General features: G+C 41.0%; 11 protein-coding genes and 2 pseudogenes. 9 read left to right on the top strand and 4 right to left on the bottom strand.

Annotated elements, in window-relative coordinates; translation table 11 throughout:
• Positions 1-438: 438 nt before the first annotated feature.
• The gene (locus V7K61_RS08285; RefSeq protein WP_335052611.1) at positions 439-2028 is read right to left on the bottom strand and encodes a DHA2 family efflux MFS transporter permease subunit; all 1590 of its coding nucleotides are present in this window, start codon (positions 2026-2028) and stop codon (positions 439-441) included.
• A 278-nt stretch (positions 2029-2306) separates the two neighbouring features.
• Between V7K61_RS08285 and V7K61_RS08280 the strand changes: the two genes are divergently transcribed.
• Positions 2307-2903, top strand: coding sequence for a TetR/AcrR family transcriptional regulator (locus V7K61_RS08280; RefSeq protein ID WP_335052609.1), 597 nt, complete (start codon positions 2307-2309; stop codon positions 2901-2903).
• Between the two features lie 222 nt (positions 2904-3125).
• Here V7K61_RS08280 and patD read toward each other — a convergent pair whose 3' ends face one another.
• Positions 3126-3479: a heterocyst frequency control protein PatD gene (patD, locus tag V7K61_RS08275; RefSeq protein ID WP_335052607.1), complete on the bottom strand. Its 354-nt coding sequence runs from the start codon at positions 3477-3479 to the stop codon at positions 3126-3128.
• Positions 3480-3804: 325 nt separating this feature from the next.
• Between patD and V7K61_RS08270 the strand changes: the two genes are divergently transcribed.
• The 8 genes and pseudogenes from V7K61_RS08270 to V7K61_RS08235 all read left to right on the top strand — a co-directional run bounded on the left by V7K61_RS08270 (position 3805) and on the right by V7K61_RS08235 (position 12158).
• Positions 3805-6075: a RelA/SpoT family protein gene (locus V7K61_RS08270; protein ID WP_335052605.1), complete on the top strand. Its 2271-nt coding sequence runs from the start codon at positions 3805-3807 to the stop codon at positions 6073-6075.
• Positions 6076-6532: 457 nt separating this feature from the next.
• On the top strand, positions 6533-7531 hold the full coding sequence (locus tag V7K61_RS08265; protein WP_335052603.1) for a nodulation protein NodZ: 999 nt from the start codon (positions 6533-6535) through the stop codon (positions 7529-7531).
• A gap of 236 nt (positions 7532-7767) precedes the next feature.
• Positions 7768-8484, top strand: coding sequence for a class I SAM-dependent methyltransferase (locus V7K61_RS08260; protein ID WP_335052601.1), 717 nt, complete (start codon positions 7768-7770; stop codon positions 8482-8484).
• 412 nt (positions 8485-8896) lie between these two features.
• On the top strand, positions 8897-9976 hold the full coding sequence (locus V7K61_RS08255) for a M4 family metallopeptidase (protein ID WP_335052599.1): 1080 nt from the start codon (positions 8897-8899) through the stop codon (positions 9974-9976).
• A gap of 175 nt (positions 9977-10151) precedes the next feature.
• Positions 10152-10451, top strand: coding sequence for a protealysin inhibitor emfourin (locus V7K61_RS08250; protein ID WP_335052597.1), 300 nt, complete (start codon positions 10152-10154; stop codon positions 10449-10451).
• A gap of 124 nt (positions 10452-10575) precedes the next feature.
• Positions 10576-10677 (top strand): annotated as a pseudogene (locus tag V7K61_RS08245) (alpha/beta fold hydrolase); the annotation flags it as partial.
• A gap of 38 nt (positions 10678-10715) precedes the next feature.
• The gene (locus tag V7K61_RS08240; protein ID WP_335052595.1) at positions 10716-11723 is read left to right on the top strand and encodes a zinc-binding dehydrogenase; all 1008 of its coding nucleotides are present in this window, start codon (positions 10716-10718) and stop codon (positions 11721-11723) included.
• A 37-nt stretch (positions 11724-11760) separates the two neighbouring features.
• Positions 11761-12158: pseudogene (locus tag V7K61_RS08235) on the top strand (nuclear transport factor 2 family protein).
• A 36-nt stretch (positions 12159-12194) separates the two neighbouring features.
• Here the strand turns inward: V7K61_RS08235 and V7K61_RS08230 are convergent.
• Together V7K61_RS08230 and V7K61_RS08225 are read right to left on the bottom strand one after the other, a co-directional pair.
• Positions 12195-12671 (bottom strand): hypothetical protein, encoded by a 477-nt coding sequence (locus tag V7K61_RS08230; RefSeq protein ID WP_335052593.1) that lies wholly within the window; start codon positions 12669-12671, stop codon positions 12195-12197.
• A gap of 111 nt (positions 12672-12782) precedes the next feature.
• Positions 12783-15179, bottom strand: a complete 2397-nt coding sequence (locus V7K61_RS08225) for a hybrid sensor histidine kinase/response regulator (RefSeq protein ID WP_335052591.1) — start codon at positions 15177-15179, stop codon at positions 12783-12785.
• Between the last annotated feature and the right edge of the window lie 86 nt (positions 15180-15265).

The raw sequence follows: 15265 nt of genomic DNA, 5'->3' as shown, positions 1-15265 counted from the left end.
GCATTAAACTAAAGTGAGGATTTTATTAAGAAACTTTACGGTAATTTAAGTTTTACAGTATTTTTATAGATATATATACTGATTTTGATATGGTTAAGGAACTATTAATAAAAGGGATTTTACTTAAATGAACAACGCAAAATTCAGCAATCCATTAGGCCAGTCTATAATTATGGGCGCTTTGATGGTGTTAACCAGCGTTGGGGTTATTACAATAATGAACTTTTTCTAAGATCAAGATTTCTCATTTTAGCAATAAGACTTCATATAGTCCCGCTCAAAACTGAGTGGGACTTTTACTTTTTTCATCTAGATCAATCAGTGTGTATTAATTTTCTGCTATCACTTTCAGCAGAGAATAATTCTGAAGCCGTGTTATTACGCAGTTTTGCAGTCAGAGAATTTAGAATAGGGATGCGATCGCTATTTACCTTACTCCTAGTGACCGACTGGCGCTTTCGCTCCTGCACCGCCTTTACCCAGAAATAGCAACAGAGGTAACGAGCAAAGGAACCCTATCCCTACCACTCGAAAGCAATCTGCGTAAGACAAAACCGCAGCTTGAGTATCTACTGTTTGACTTAATAAAGCTAATGCTTGTTGTTGCGCTGTTGTTGCATCCATGCCTTGACCTTGGAGTGCCCCGTTGAGTAAGTCGAGGCGCTGACTGGTTTCTGGGTCATAAGGACTGAGTTTTGTTAATAGGATGGCTCGATGAAAAGCTTCTCGTCGGTCAAGCAAAGTGGTGAGTAGAGCAATGCCAATGCTACCACCCAGTTGTCGGGTGAGGTTGTAGAAACCAGAGCCGGCAGAAATATCTTGCTTAGGTAGCGGGCCTAAAACTGCCAAACTCAAAGGCAGAAACATCAATACAGTAAAAGCCCCACGCCATACCAATGGCCAAAATAAATCATCTATGCCAGTTTGTGGGGTAATTGCTGCGAGTTGAAACATGACCCCAGACGATCCGACAGCGCCCATTGCAATTAAAAATCGGGCATCAATTTTACTAGACAGTTTGCCTAATAAAACCATCACGATCGCAGACGCTAAAGCACCAGGGGCTAACAATAGTCCTGTCTGCGTCGCCGTAAAGTGCAGCACACTCTGAGCAAATATCGGCACAGCAAAGAGTGTGCCATAAAGCCCCATTCCTACCACTGCTGATAACACACTTCCAGCAGCTAAAGAGCGGTGACGTAAAACTCTCAAATCAACGGCAGGATGGGCTATTTTCAACTCGTACCAAATAAACAATCCCAAACCGATAATACTGGCGATCGCTAACGTGGTAATAAAACTGGAGGAAAACCAGTCCTCTTTCTCTCCTTCCTCTAACAAAGTTTGCATACAGCCAATAGCGATAATTAAAAAGCCAATCCCGAACCAATCGACGGCTTGGCTTTGTGTCTCACTCTTATCTTTGTCTTTGGGCAAAAATACCACTGACATCGCCACTGCAACGATCCCGAAGGGAATATTAACAAAGAAAATCCACCGCCAGCCTAAACCATCTACTAAAAATCCTCCTAAAGTCGGGCCGATGGCTGGGCCAGCAATTACACCTACCCCAAAAACTGCTTGTGCTAAACCCTGTTCAGCAGGTGGAAAAGTCTCGAACAAAATCGCTTGGGCTTTAGCTAGCAACCCCCCACCACACAAACCTTGAAGAATTCGAGAAAAAACTAGCATCGGCAGATTAAATGCCAAACCGCATAAAACCGAGGCTAGGGTAAAGCCAATCAACGAGAAGATAAAGTAGGTTTTGCGTCCAAAGTAATCTCCCAGCCATGCAGATAAGGGAATTAAGACGACATTTGCGATCGCATATCCAGTTACTACCCAACCTACTTCACTGACAGTTGCACCCAAACTAGCCTGTATATCTGTCAGGGCAACGTTAACAATACTAGTATCAATTACTTCTAGTATCGCACCAAGGGAAGCCGTAAATGCGATCGCCCACTTCAATGGGCCGTGGACATAACCAAATTCGTCAAAACTAGAACTTTTAATGTTGGTAGCCATTATTTAGCACAAATAATATTTGGGAGATGTCAAGCAATGCCAAAGCTAAAATTAAGTATTGTATATATACGCTACGGTAGCGTATCATATAAAAACGGTCAAGAGAGTTTTCTGTGAAAAGCGGCAGAAATACCTATGCTAAAGATGGATGGTTATTGCTGCTGTTTTAGTGCATGAGAATTGGGTTATGAGGCTTATTTCCTTTCCCAGAAGCTATGTTCTATGCCCAAAAGTAGAAGTAAATGGCCAAAAAGATATTGCTTGGGGATGATATTTTTATGAGTAAGCAAATCAACAGCACCTCTGGACGCCCACGCAGCATCCACGCCGACCAAGCTATTCTGCAAGCAACTTTGGATTTGCTTGCAGAGGTAGGATATGAAAGCATGAGTATAGAAGCGATCGCTTCTCGTGCTGGAGTTGGTAAAACGACTATTTATCGGCGTTACACTTCCAAAGAAGAACTAGTTGCAGACGCGATAGAAAGTCTCAGAGATGATTTAGCGATCCCCGATACCGGCAGCTTTTGGGGAGACATGGATATCCTGATTAAGAATGCCGCCAAAAAAATAGATAGTCCCCTTGGTCGTCAGACACTCGCGCTGATTATTAGTACAGCGTCTAGCAATCCTCAGTTTGCCGAGGTCTATTGGACAAAATATACAAAACTCCGACGTGAAGCCTTTTCTAAAATACTTGAGCGTGCCAAGTCCAGAGGCGAAATTCACAAGGATGCAGACGTAGACTTAATTATCGACCTTGTAAGCGGTTCACTATATTATGCACTGATCTTCAAACCCACAACCGAGCCAGTAGAAGCATACATGCGCCGCACCATGAATCTTCTCCTCAAAGGTATTGGGAATGGGGCATAGGGCATTGGGCATGAAGAAGAGACAAGGTAGACAAGGAAGAGGGGGGAGACAAGGGAGAGATTTGTTTAATAATTCCCCCTTGTCCTCTGCTCCTCTGCTCCTCTGCTCCTCTGCTCCCCTGCCTCTTTTCAATTCCCCAATCCCAACTTGTTAGCAAAATAACTTTCCATCATAGGTTATAAATGAGATGATGGAGGGATTAGAGAAAAAGGTAAACAATTGTTATTTTTCTCCTTCCGCTTCTGGTTGCAGAATAGCATCACAGTATTGAATGAGGGTTGTCAAGCGATCGCTAATCGTTTGAAGTCTCGTTTGTGCAGTAGATGCTTGCCGCGCTCCTTGCAAAAACATCACATCTATTGCCAACAGGCGCAATTGCTTGCTCATCTCCGTTTGATAAGACTGCACTCGCCAGTTTTCATCAGCCAAAGGCACAATCTGTTGCCCGAAAAATTGCTGCAACGTGGCTACACGCTGCCGCAGCTCTGGCGCAACGATTTGGGTAGTTGTGGCATCGGAGCGTAATTGCTCTAATAAAGTTACGAATGCCAGATATTTCTCACGGTTTAAAGACATCCAGTGCTAGTTAAGATAGTATTAATGTCAAGTAATTTTTCTTATACAATAAACTTTCTTAAAGACTTATCAACACTAGAAGCCTCAAATCTTGATTTGGGGCTTTGTTTGCCATCAATGGATTTTCTTTCTTTAACGATCCTTGAAACTCAAACTGGGTGACTACCAGACGCTCCTGCCTAGCTAACACTGCGCTATTGCAATTGGAGAATCATCCTTACACTGCTTTTTCCACCCTTTTTTAGGCAACAGCATCTTTTCAGGGCGATGCTGCTAGTTTTATTTATCATTCACTTATCTACCGATCCATTCAAACCCAAATTCTATGAGCAGTCTAGCGATAAATTCATCAGTTGACCTTGCCATTCCCGAATGGTTAAAAAAATGTTTGAAGGAGTCATCGACAACTAGCGGCGCCCTTGATGATGACCGAAGGCATAATGATGCCGTCTTAATTGGTCGGGCATTTGAATTTGCTTACCAACTCCATCAAGGTCAATACCGCAAATCTGGAGAACCATATATCGCCCATCCCATTGCTGTAGCTGAATTGCTGCGTGACTTGGGAGGCAGTGCTGCTATGATAGCAGCTGGATTTCTCCATGATGTCGTTGAAGATACAGAAGTAACAAGTCAAGAAATAGAAGAACGCTTTGGCCCAGAAGTGCGGCAATTGGTTGAAGGTGTCACCAAGCTTTCTAAAATCAATTTCACCAGCAAAACCGAAAGCCAAGCCGAAAACTTCCGGCGGATGTTTTTGGCAATGGCGCAAGATATTCGGGTAATTGTGGTGAAATTGGCAGATCGTTTGCATAATATGCGAACTTTACAATATATGTCAGAGGCCAGCCGCCGCCGCAGTGCCCAGGAAACGCGAGATATATTTGCACCTTTAGCCAATCGCTTGGGGATTTGGCGAATTAAATGGGAACTGGAAGATTTGGCTTTTAAGTATTTGGAACCAGAAGCTTTTCGCGAAATGCAGGAACATGTTTCCGAAAAACGGACGGCGCGAGAAGAGAAATTGGCCAAAGCTACAGATATTTTGCGAGAACGTTTGCAGCAAACCGGAATCGTCTTTCAAGATATCAGTGGTCGTCCCAAGCACCTTTATAGCATTTATCAAAAAATGCACCGCCAGCAAAAGGAATTTCATGAAATTTACGATTTGGCAGCGTTGCGAATAATTGTTCAAACCAATCAGGATTGCTATCGGGCGTTGGCGGTGGTTCATGATGCTTTTCGCCCAATTCCTGGGAGATTTAAGGACTATATTGGACTGCCAAAGCCTAACCGTTACCAGTCGTTGCATACTGGGGTGATTGGATTAACTGGCCGTCCTTTAGAGGTGCAAATTCGGACAATCGAAATGCATCATATCGCCGAGTATGGGATTGCCGCCCATTGGAAGTATAAAGAAACAGGTGGTTCTAGCATTAGCCATTTGACAGGCACAGATGACAAGTTTACTTGGCTGCGGCAACTGCTGGAATGGCAAACCGATCTCAAGGATGCCCAAGAATATCTTGATAGCGTCAAAGATAATTTATTTGAAGATGATGTCTATGTCTTCACTCCTAAGGGGGATGTTGTTCCTTTAAGTCCCGGTGCTACGACTGTAGATTTTGCTTATCGCATTCATACAGAAGTCGGAAACCACTGTTCAGGGGCGCGGGTGAATGGGCGAATGGTGCCACTGTCAACGCGGCTGCAAAATGGCGATATTGTAGAAGTTCTCACCCAAAAGAACTGCCATCCGAGTTTAGATTGGTTGAACTTTGTCAGAACTTCGGCGGCAAAATATCGGATTAAACAATGGTACAAGCGATCGCGCCGGGAAGAAAATGTCGCCCGTGGACGGGAATTGTTAGAAAAGGAACTAGGTAAAACTGGTTTTGATAGTTTGCTGAAGTCGGATGCCATGCAGATTGTCGCCGAAAAGTGTAACTACCATAGCGTGGAAGATTTACTCGCTGGTTTGGGTTACGGAGAAATTACCTTGAACCTAGTGTTAAATCGCTGGCGAGAAGTAGCGAAGGGACAACAACCAGTTTCCACTGTGTCGCCATTTATCCCTAAAGAAGCAAGTACATCAAAAGCTTTGCGAGATGCACCTCCAACTACCTCACGTTCCACAGATTCGCCAATTTTTGGGGTGGAAGGTTTGGTATATTATCTAGCTGGGTGTTGTACCCCGATTCCTGGCGAACCAATTATTGGTGTGGTAACGCGAGGTAGGGGGATTTCAATTCATCGCCAAGGCTGCCATAATCTGGAGACTGTGGAGTATGAACGCTTAGTACCAGTTAGGTGGAATCCAGGCGCCGAAAATAGTGGTCGTCCGCATACGTACCCAGTAGATGTACAAATTGAAGCTCTGGATCGTGTTGGGGTGCTGAAGGATATTTTGTCACGGTTAAGTGACCAAGGGATCAACGTCCGTCATGCTCAGGTAAAAACCTCTACTGGCCAACCTGCATTGATCGACTTAGGAATAGATATACGCGATCGCTCTCAACTAGAGCAAGTCTTCGTCCAAATTAAGAAAATGAGCGACATTCTGAATATTCGCCGCGTCGGTCAAATTGACGAGTAATAGGGATATCATTATCTCCATAACAAAAAACTTCTCTTGCTTACCTATAGCGTTTCCTACATCATAGTCCCCTCCTCGCTTGCGGGGAGGGGGTTGGGGGTGGGGTTCTTGTACCTCACTAAACTGATAACCGCTATAGTACAGTACGGCGGAAATAAACAGACCATTTTAAATGTCTAAAACCCTTACGCAACGGTAATTACGTTAGCGTAGCGGGGCGTAGCCCATTACGAATTACGAATTACGCGAAGCGGTACTAGCAGCCTGTCTGGGAACTCAATATGGCGGCTATAAACTCCGTCTAAAGAGATAAAATCTTCCCTGGCAGGTTCGTCAACTATTGATTTGACCTATCATGAGTGATATTATTCTGGCGATCTAGAAAATATGAATAAAATCTTCCCTGGCGGGTTCGTCAACGATTTTTTGAGTTTAAAATTGTTAGGAGCAATCAAAAATGGTTTCAGAGAAGTTTTTATTAGTCAAAGGCAAAGCAGGGATGGGAAATCGTTTTCTCGCTCTCTTAGACAGTATTTTATATGCTCAACTTACTAATAGAAAGATAGTTGTTGATTGGAGCGATGAGGTTTACTCGAATAATCGCAGCAATGTTTTTCCTGACTTTTTTAATCTTCATAATGTTACTCAAGCTTTAGAAATACCTGCTACTCAATCTGTCTATCCAAGTGTCTGGAAGAATAGCTTAGATAAATCAGTGAATGAAGTACTGCTATCATACGAATCTCCAGATGATTTGCGATATAACAACCCAAAAATATGGGCAAAATATACTACTAATATGTCTCGCATAGATTATATTGAAGATATTTTGATTAGATGGTCGTATGTAATAGAGACTTATAAGCTAAGACGACATTTTTTAGGAGATTTCGCTTATCTACAAAGTCTGAGTAATGAAACTATTTTAAAAAAGATAATTAGAGAAAATCTGAGTTTGCAACCTAATATTGAAACAATTATTAAAAAAACTGTAGATAGTTCTTTTGAAGATATAGTAATTGGCGTTCATGTTAGATATACTGACAGAAAAACTTCCAAAAATCTGTATTTAAAATTTGTTGATAAGATTCTTGAAAAACATCCTAAAAGTTTAATATTTTTAGCTACTGATAATCCCGCAGTAGAAGATTCTTTTAGAGATAAATATACTAATATTTTAGTGACAGATAAGTGGTATCCCGCGTCAGGATCTTCTTTACATCAGAATCCTGAATGTCCAGATAGATTTGAAAATGGTGTTCAAGCTTTAATAGATATCTATTTATTAAGCAAATGTAATTATCTAATATACAACCAAACTTCTACTTTTGGTGTAGTCGCAAAGTTGATTTCTGATATCCCAGAAGCTAACACAATTGATACTTCTCAATACAGTTTAAAAGGAAAAGTCAAAAACTTAATTGCTTGGCTCAGGGAAAAAACAGTTCTTTCGTAACTTTTTTTAATTAAAAGTTAAAAATTAAAATTAAGAATAATAGTTTTTTAATTAATTTTGGGTACAAGCCCCACTGATTGAATTTTTAATTTTTAATTGAAGTAAAGCGACTTGACTATAGTGGTTATCAATTGAGGCGTAATAGATTCTTAATTCTAGATGATGTTACAACTTTAGAAGGTGTTCCCAAAATTGCTTGGGAGTATTGATTAGTGTATATATTAGTTCCAATCCCTATGCAACAATTATTTCCCGGAGAGGTATTTGCCAACACTGCTGATTTTGACACTGGTATTCGCCAACTGTTACCGCGATACAATGAGATGTTGGAGGTAATTACCCGTTGTCTACCTTCCACAAGTCGGCGTATTTTAGAATTAGGTTGTGGTACAGGCGAACTTAGTCTCAAGATACTCAACCGCTTTCCAGATGCCCAAGTAATTGCCCTAGATTACTCACCTAGAATGTTGCAATTTGCCCAAGATAAAATCACAGCAGCTGGATATGAACAACGCTGGACTGGTATACAAGCAGATTTTGGCAACTGGGCAAATAATCCAGAAAACTTGGATATTGGTAGTAAATTTGATGCTTGTGTCTCATCTTTGGCAATTCACCATCTCCAAGATGAGATGAAGTTGAAGTTATTTGAGCGAATTGCTGCTAGCCTCACTCAAAACGGCTGTTTTTGGAATGCAGACCCTACTTTACCAGAATCGCCAGCCTTAGCAGAAGTTTACAAGGCGGCACGAGAGGAATGGGCAGTTGAGCAAGGAATTAGTTTGACAGAGATTCGTGCGAAGCTTGGCACAAGCAGCACTCAAGGTTACTCCAGTCAAGACCAGTTAGCTAGCTTAGATGCTCATTTCCAAATGTTGAGCAAAGCTGGATTTAAGACAGTTGCAGTACCTTGGAAATATTATGGTCTGGCGGTATTTGGTGGCTGTTTGTGAAAATTTTAGGTTTTGGATGCCTAAATTTGAGATTGCCTGTCTCCAATAGGCATTTATAGCATTAACAACTTGATAGTAACAAAACAGCAATAAATAATATTATTTCTGTTGATAAGAACTAATATATAAACGCATTAGGTCTGTAAAGGAGGTCTTGCTAACTCACACAAGGGTTTTAGCTGAAACTTGCGCCAATTAAGGTGGCTTCGTGTTTTTATACACTATTTCCACATCAAAAGTACCTGTGAGGATACTATCAATCCTCTACAGACCTATCCGAAAATACAGAGTAGAAAATTTCCTTCAGAAAAAACCAGGGACACGCGATTTGGATTCGTTTTTCTGCTCCTTTCTCCAGTGGAGTTAAAGCCACTGTTTGCCATCACTTAGTTTCAAAAGGAGAATATCTTGGATGGCTCGAAATAAAAAGAAATCAGCCGGGTTTAAGTATGAGCATCCACTTGTCTCTAGATGCCCTATTTGTTGTATTATCCCGCCCCACATGCTGGAAAATGTCGTGGTAAATGGCAATCCTCAGCAGCGGAGTTGGGCTTTTCATACATTAAATGTTTCGGCACAGCTTCGCGGACGCAGAGATGTCATAGGTACTGTCTCCTTTGCACCTTCACCGGGTGAAAAGCGGCGCACCATCTACGATGCCAAAAATGGACAGCAACTCCCTGGCACATTAGTGCGTGCTGAAGGAGATCCACCAAGCAGTGATGTAGCAGTGAATGAAGCCTACGATGCTGCTGGTGCTACTTATGACTTATTTCATGAAATATTCGATCGCAATTCTATTGATGACAAAGGACTACGTTTAGACTCCACCGTGCATTATGGCGTTAAATACGACAACGCCTTTTGGAACGGCGACCAAATGGTTTATGGTGATGGCGACGGAGAAATGTTTCAGCGCTTCACAAAGTCAATTGATGTGATTGGGCATGAGTTAGCTCACGGGATAACTCAGTATGAAGCGGGTTTACAGTATTATGGCGAACCTGGCGCACTAAATGAATCCTTTTCTGATGTCTTTGGTTCCTTAGTGAAACAAAAGTCCAAAAATCAGACTGCACAAGAGGCTGATTGGCTGATTGGCGAAGGTCTTTTAGTACCGACTGTCAAAGGTATTGCCCTCCGGTCAATGAAAGTACCAGGAACAGCTTATGATGATTCGGTATTGGGTAAAGATCCCCAACCAGCCCACATGAAAGATAAATATACTGGTGTTGAAGATAATGCTGGAGTGCATATAAACTCAGGAATTCCTAACCATGCCTTTTATCTAGCGGCTGTTGAAATTGGTGGATATGCTTGGGAAAAAGCTGGCAAAATATGGTATATAGCTTTACGCGATCGCTTGAAAGCCAAAGCAGATTTTAAAAAGGCTGCTAACGTCACTATTCAAGTTGCTGGCGAACTCTACGGTAATGATAGTAATGAGCAAAAAGCTGTGCAGAATGCTTGGCAAAAGGTAGGAGTTATCTAGAAGTTAGGAGTGATGAGTGAGGAGTTAGGAATAAATGTTCAACACCTTTCACTCCCTCACTCAGTACTCAGGACTGATTAATCTGTTGTTTGTTATTGTTAAACTGGGGGGCGAGAACTACCATCTCCCAGTCTTAGTATTTATCCCAACTAAATAACACAACGGAGAGCAAAAAATGCGAGTATCATTTGAACGCACAGGTGGCTTTGCCGGAATTAGCAAGAGGACAACCGTTGATACAGACACTCTTCCGCCACATGAAGCAGCCACACTTCCTCGACTAGTGGAAGTTGCTGATTTATTTAGGCTACCGGAACTAATTACTTCGCCAAATCCCCAGAGCGATCGCTTTCAATATAAATTAACAGTAGAAGATAACGGTAAGCAGCATACGGTAACTGTCAGTGAGGCAGCATTGCCAGGAACCTTAAGACCCCTAATTGAATGGCTGCAAAACATATCACAAAAAAGGTAATTTGCTGAAAAACTTAAATTAAGGCTGACTTAACAATTCAAAATTCAAAAATAAATTCTAAATTGATTGTGGTGTGATAAATGAATAAACCAAGCGAGCTTTTTTAGACACCGAAGATGGACAAATTCTTTACCGTATTGGTGGCAAAGGAGAGCCTCTTTTACTACTACACATGAACCAACGTAGTAGTGATGAATACCGCGAATTAATGCCTATTCTGGCACAAAATTATCAATTAGAGTGGGATAAAGCCTTGATTTAGAAATGAACGTAACAACCTACAGAAAGTTAATAGCAAAGCAACTTCATCAAGATTTTAAATCTGCGATTGAAATTGTCGAAATTCCTCTTTCCAAACCTGCTGCTAGTGAACTTGTAATCCAAAACAAATTTGCTGGCGTTAACGGTGGCTTTGACACCTTGCTTTGTCGTGGTGACGTTCCATATATTAACTTAATTCCTCCCTTTGATTTGGGTGTGGAAGCTGTGGGGAAAGTTGTCGCTATGGGTGAAAATGTCAAAGATTTTCAAATTGGTGATGCTGTCATAACTACGGCACGTGGCGGTGGTTATCGAGAATATCAGGTTATCAATGCAAACTTAGCAGTGAAGGTACGGGAAGCAACACCAGAGTTACTAACACTAATGCCTACGGGTGTATCAGCTTTAGTTGCATTGGAACAAGTAGGGGAAATGAAAAGTAATGAAGTGGTTTTAGTGACAGCAGCGGCAGGGGGAACCGGTCATATTGCGGTACAGTTGGCAAAATTAGCTGGTAATCATGTCATTGGTACTTGTAGTTCTGAGGTGAAGGCAAAATTACTGAGAGAATTAGGGTGCGATCGCATTATCAACTATCGCACAGAAAACCTCAATCAAATCCTCAAGCAAGAATACCCTAATGGGATTAATTTAATTTTTGACTGTGTAGGTAAAGAGGTTTTTGATACCTGTGTTGAAAATTTGGCAGTGCGGGGACGCTTAGTAGTGGTTGGTTTTATCTCCGAATACGCAAAAAAGGCAGAACAAATTACACAACCCCGCCTTTATCACCAGCTATTTTGGAAAGCTGCTTCTGTGAGAGGCTTTCTCATGCCTCATTATAATGAATATATGGCAGAGGGACGCGATCGCCTATTAAACCTGTTCTACACAGACAAACTCAAAGTTTCCGTTGACCCCAGCCACTTTAACAGCATAGAATCAATTCCCGAAGCTGTAGAATATCTCCTCAGTGGTCAGAATTGTGGCAAAGTAGTTGTGAGGTTTTAAATAACACGGTATTAGTTGATATCCAGTCAGGGATGAGATGACACAAAATTCAGAGAATACTTTAAAAGTTGCTCAACAGGCATTTGAGAATCTTACGCATGGTATGGCAACTGGAGAGTGGGAACCATTGTTAGATATGCTCACAGAAGACTTTACTCTTTGGTTTCCAATGGGAAAATTCCACGGTTTGAATGTTGGCAAACAACGAGCTAGAGAATTTTTCGAGTACGTTTCTGAATCCTTTATCCTGGGTTGAAGCTGACTGGTCTAGACCGTGTTACTAGTAATGAAACGACTGCTGTTTTTGAGTTTCGGGACGAGGGGCTTTTATTCGGACAGCCTTACAGAAATCGGGTAGCAGTTTCTTTTGATGTGCGTGGAGACAAAATTTGTGGCTATAGGGAATATTTTGGCAGCGATGGTAAATCGTATTAAATAAGTCGTAATTATGAATTATTTAATTGATTTTTATTAGTTACTCTCAGGGTTGAGTTCGTTGATTTCTCTGCACTTAGCCTCTGCGGCTTGATATGCTGCCAGATAGTCTTGACCACCCAACATTACATCACCATAATATTCATAAGGTGGATCGCCATAGATTGGCAATGGATCGTCTTCTGGATAATCTTCTTTTGATTCTTCAAGGATGGCTTTCAGTTTTTTAACAGTCAGACTATGTGCTGCAAAATACCAGATTTCTTGGGGATTTTTGTTCAAGTAAGGTAATGTGGGATCGATAATGCGGACATCAGAGGCGTCGTCTAGTTCAATCCAACTGTGTTCAATCGGTCTATATGGCTTCCCAGCAAAAGCTAAAAATCCCTGAATATACTTTGCTCCCTCAGTAGATAATGCTGCTTTATAAGCATTATCAAACGGAGTACTAGCTTTGCTGTTTATCTGTTCAGCAATTTTAATTGACAGCGTTTCATCCAATAGTTTGTTCATTAATAGCAAGGATTACAGCAGCCATGAAAACATATTACCACTGCGACTTACCATTTTGCTTAGGCATTGGTTATTCACTAATGACAAATGACTAATGACTAATGACAAACTCTACTTTGTGCTAATCAGCATCTGTAAATTTATTAACAAGTCGCTTGAGGTGTAGGGCTTGGATAAAAGGGTTTTAACACTATTACCAAGGTTTTTAATCATTTCATGATTGAATGCTAATCCACTAACACCAATAATTTTGATGTCTGGATTAATTTTTTTCAATACATTGATAGTTGTTGGCCCATCCATACATGGCATCATCATATCAACCAACACTACACTAATTTCTTGTTGATGTTTTGTATATAGTGCGATCGCATCAATCCCATCACTAGCCACTAAAACTTTATAGGCATTTTGTTCTAACCAGGTTTGAGTAACCTCTCGAATTGAAGCTTCATCATCAACAACGAGAATTAATTCTCCATGCCCTGCTGGTAATTTCTGATCTTTAGCTAATTTACCATCTGCTTCGATTGTCTGCGTTACGGGTAAGCAAACTTGAAACTCTGTACCTTTGCCCACTTCACTAACTACATTCACAAAACCACTGTGGCTTTTGATAATGCCAAGGACTGTTGAAAGACCAAGCCCTGTACCTTTACCCACTTCTTTTGTTGTGAAAAATGGCTCAAAAATTCTATCTACTATTTCTCTTTTAATTCCTGTACCTGTATCACGCACGGTAATCATTACATAAGAACCCACCTTGGCATCAATATTCATCCGGGCATAGTGGCTATCAACCCAGAAATTCTTGGCAGAAATCTTTAAGATACCGCCATGAGGCATAGCATCACGAGCATTAATGCAGAGGTTCATCAGCACTTGGTGTAGCTGAGTCGCATCACCAAAGACATTCCACAGGTTTTGCCCAGGAACATCAATGTGGATTTCAATAGCTCTGGAAAATGTTTGCTTAACAATATTTTCAATTTCTAAAATTGAATTACGTACCTGTAAGGTTTTAAAGTTACCTACAGATCCGCGTGAAAACCACAGCACTTGTTTAACTAAATCTGCTGCACGTTTAATATTTGTTTCCATAATTGTTAGCCATTTCTGACTGTTTTCATCCGGCAGCTTTGCCTCTAAAAGTTGTACTGTCATCATCATGGGTGTCAGTGCATTATTGAGGTCGTGGGCGATGCCACTTGCTAGAGTGCCAAGACTCTCCATCCGCTGGGCCCGGAGAAACTGGGCTTCAAGTTGCTTTTTCTCTGTGATGTCGGAGTTGACAATCAGAATAGATTTGGCTTGCCCCTCATCATCATTTACTAGTGTCCAGCGACTAGCAACGATGATTTCTTTGCCTTGTTTTGTGACTTGATATAACTCACCTTGCCACGAACCACTCTCAGCTAAAGTTTCCTGGATGTTTTTCAATTGCCAAAAACTTTGCTTTTGATAAAAAAGCTGATTAGCATTCTTGCCCACTACTTCTTCTACCATCCAACCGTAGAGATGTTCAGCCCCTTTATTCCAAAATTGAATTTGGTTAATCAAATTTTGAACGATAATCGCGTCTGTGGTGATGTTAAGCAAAGCAGCTTGCTCGCGGATTTTCTGTTCTGCATCTTTGTGTTGGCGCAGCGCAGCTTGCTGTTCGGTAATATCAATTACAAAGCTTGCCATCCGCGCAACTTTACCTGTAGAGTCTAAAAAAATATAGCCATTGTTTTCAACTGTGATATAAGTGCCATCTTTACGACATACGCGAAATTCAAGATGGAATCGCTCTTTTGTGGATAAAACGCGGTTAATCTCTTTGTTAAAGAAGCTGCGATCGTCAGGATGAATCAATTCTAACCAGCGGTTCAAACCTCCCAACATCTCAGGCATAGAGTAACCTAATATTCGCTCTACATTGCCATCATATTTAATCTCATTGGTATGCAAGTGCCAGTCGTAGAGAATCTGACCACTTGCTTGAATTAGTGCTTGATAGCGATTGTTCCACTCATCTAAGGCATCTGAATGACATCGTAGTTTTTCCTCTATCCGCAGGCGCTCCAAGATTTCGGTCTCTAAACGTTGATTTTGCTCTGTGAGTTTTTTTGTGAGGTTTCGTAAACGTAAATGGGTATTTACCCTAGCTAAAACCTCTTGATATTCTAGAGGTTTGGTAATGTAATCTACTGCGCCAAGATTCAAGCCTTTGACTTTATCTACCTTGTCACTCATGGCAGTTATAAATATTATAGGAATATCTTGAGTGACTGGATTTTTTTTCAAAAGTCTACAAGTCTCGAAACCGTCGATTACTGGCATTAATACATCCAATAAAATCAGATCGGGTGAAGCATAAGCTGCCATCTGAATGGCACTTTGACCATCTTCAGCTACTAAAACTTGAAAACTGTAATACTCTAAAAAATCAAATAATACTTGTAAATTAACAGGAGTATCATCGACTATTAGAATAACAGGCTTTTCATTTTTATTAAAATTCATACTTGCCTCTTATTAAATTTTTTTTAAGTAAGAATTCAGCACCCAGAAGTCAGAAGTCAGAATTTAAAAGGAATGCAGCATGATTA

The organism is Nostoc sp. (genome assembly GCF_036918015.1).
Lineage (GTDB): Bacteria > Cyanobacteriota > Cyanobacteriia > Cyanobacteriales > Nostocaceae > Nostoc.
Note: the sequence above shows the minus strand (reverse complement) of the source record. Positions and strands in the feature narration are given on the sequence as shown.

Coding starts and splice junctions, on each gene's coding strand:
- V7K61_RS08285 (WP_335052611.1), bottom strand. CDS start 2,028: ATGGCTACCAACATTAAAAGTTCTAGTTTTGACGAATTTGGTTATGTC.
- V7K61_RS08280 (WP_335052609.1), top strand. CDS start 2,307: ATGAGTAAGCAAATCAACAGCACCTCTGGACGCCCACGCAGCATCCAC.
- patD (WP_335052607.1), bottom strand. CDS start 3,479: ATGTCTTTAAACCGTGAGAAATATCTGGCATTCGTAACTTTATTAGAG.
- V7K61_RS08270 (WP_335052605.1), top strand. CDS start 3,805: ATGAGCAGTCTAGCGATAAATTCATCAGTTGACCTTGCCATTCCCGAA.
- V7K61_RS08265 (WP_335052603.1), top strand. CDS start 6,533: ATGGTTTCAGAGAAGTTTTTATTAGTCAAAGGCAAAGCAGGGATGGGA.
- V7K61_RS08260 (WP_335052601.1), top strand. CDS start 7,768: ATGCAACAATTATTTCCCGGAGAGGTATTTGCCAACACTGCTGATTTT.
- V7K61_RS08255 (WP_335052599.1), top strand. CDS start 8,897: ATGGCTCGAAATAAAAAGAAATCAGCCGGGTTTAAGTATGAGCATCCA.
- V7K61_RS08250 (WP_335052597.1), top strand. CDS start 10,152: ATGCGAGTATCATTTGAACGCACAGGTGGCTTTGCCGGAATTAGCAAG.
- V7K61_RS08240 (WP_335052595.1), top strand. CDS start 10,716: ATGAACGTAACAACCTACAGAAAGTTAATAGCAAAGCAACTTCATCAA.
- V7K61_RS08230 (WP_335052593.1), bottom strand. CDS start 12,671: ATGAACAAACTATTGGATGAAACGCTGTCAATTAAAATTGCTGAACAG.
- V7K61_RS08225 (WP_335052591.1), bottom strand. CDS start 15,179: ATGAATTTTAATAAAAATGAAAAGCCTGTTATTCTAATAGTCGATGAT.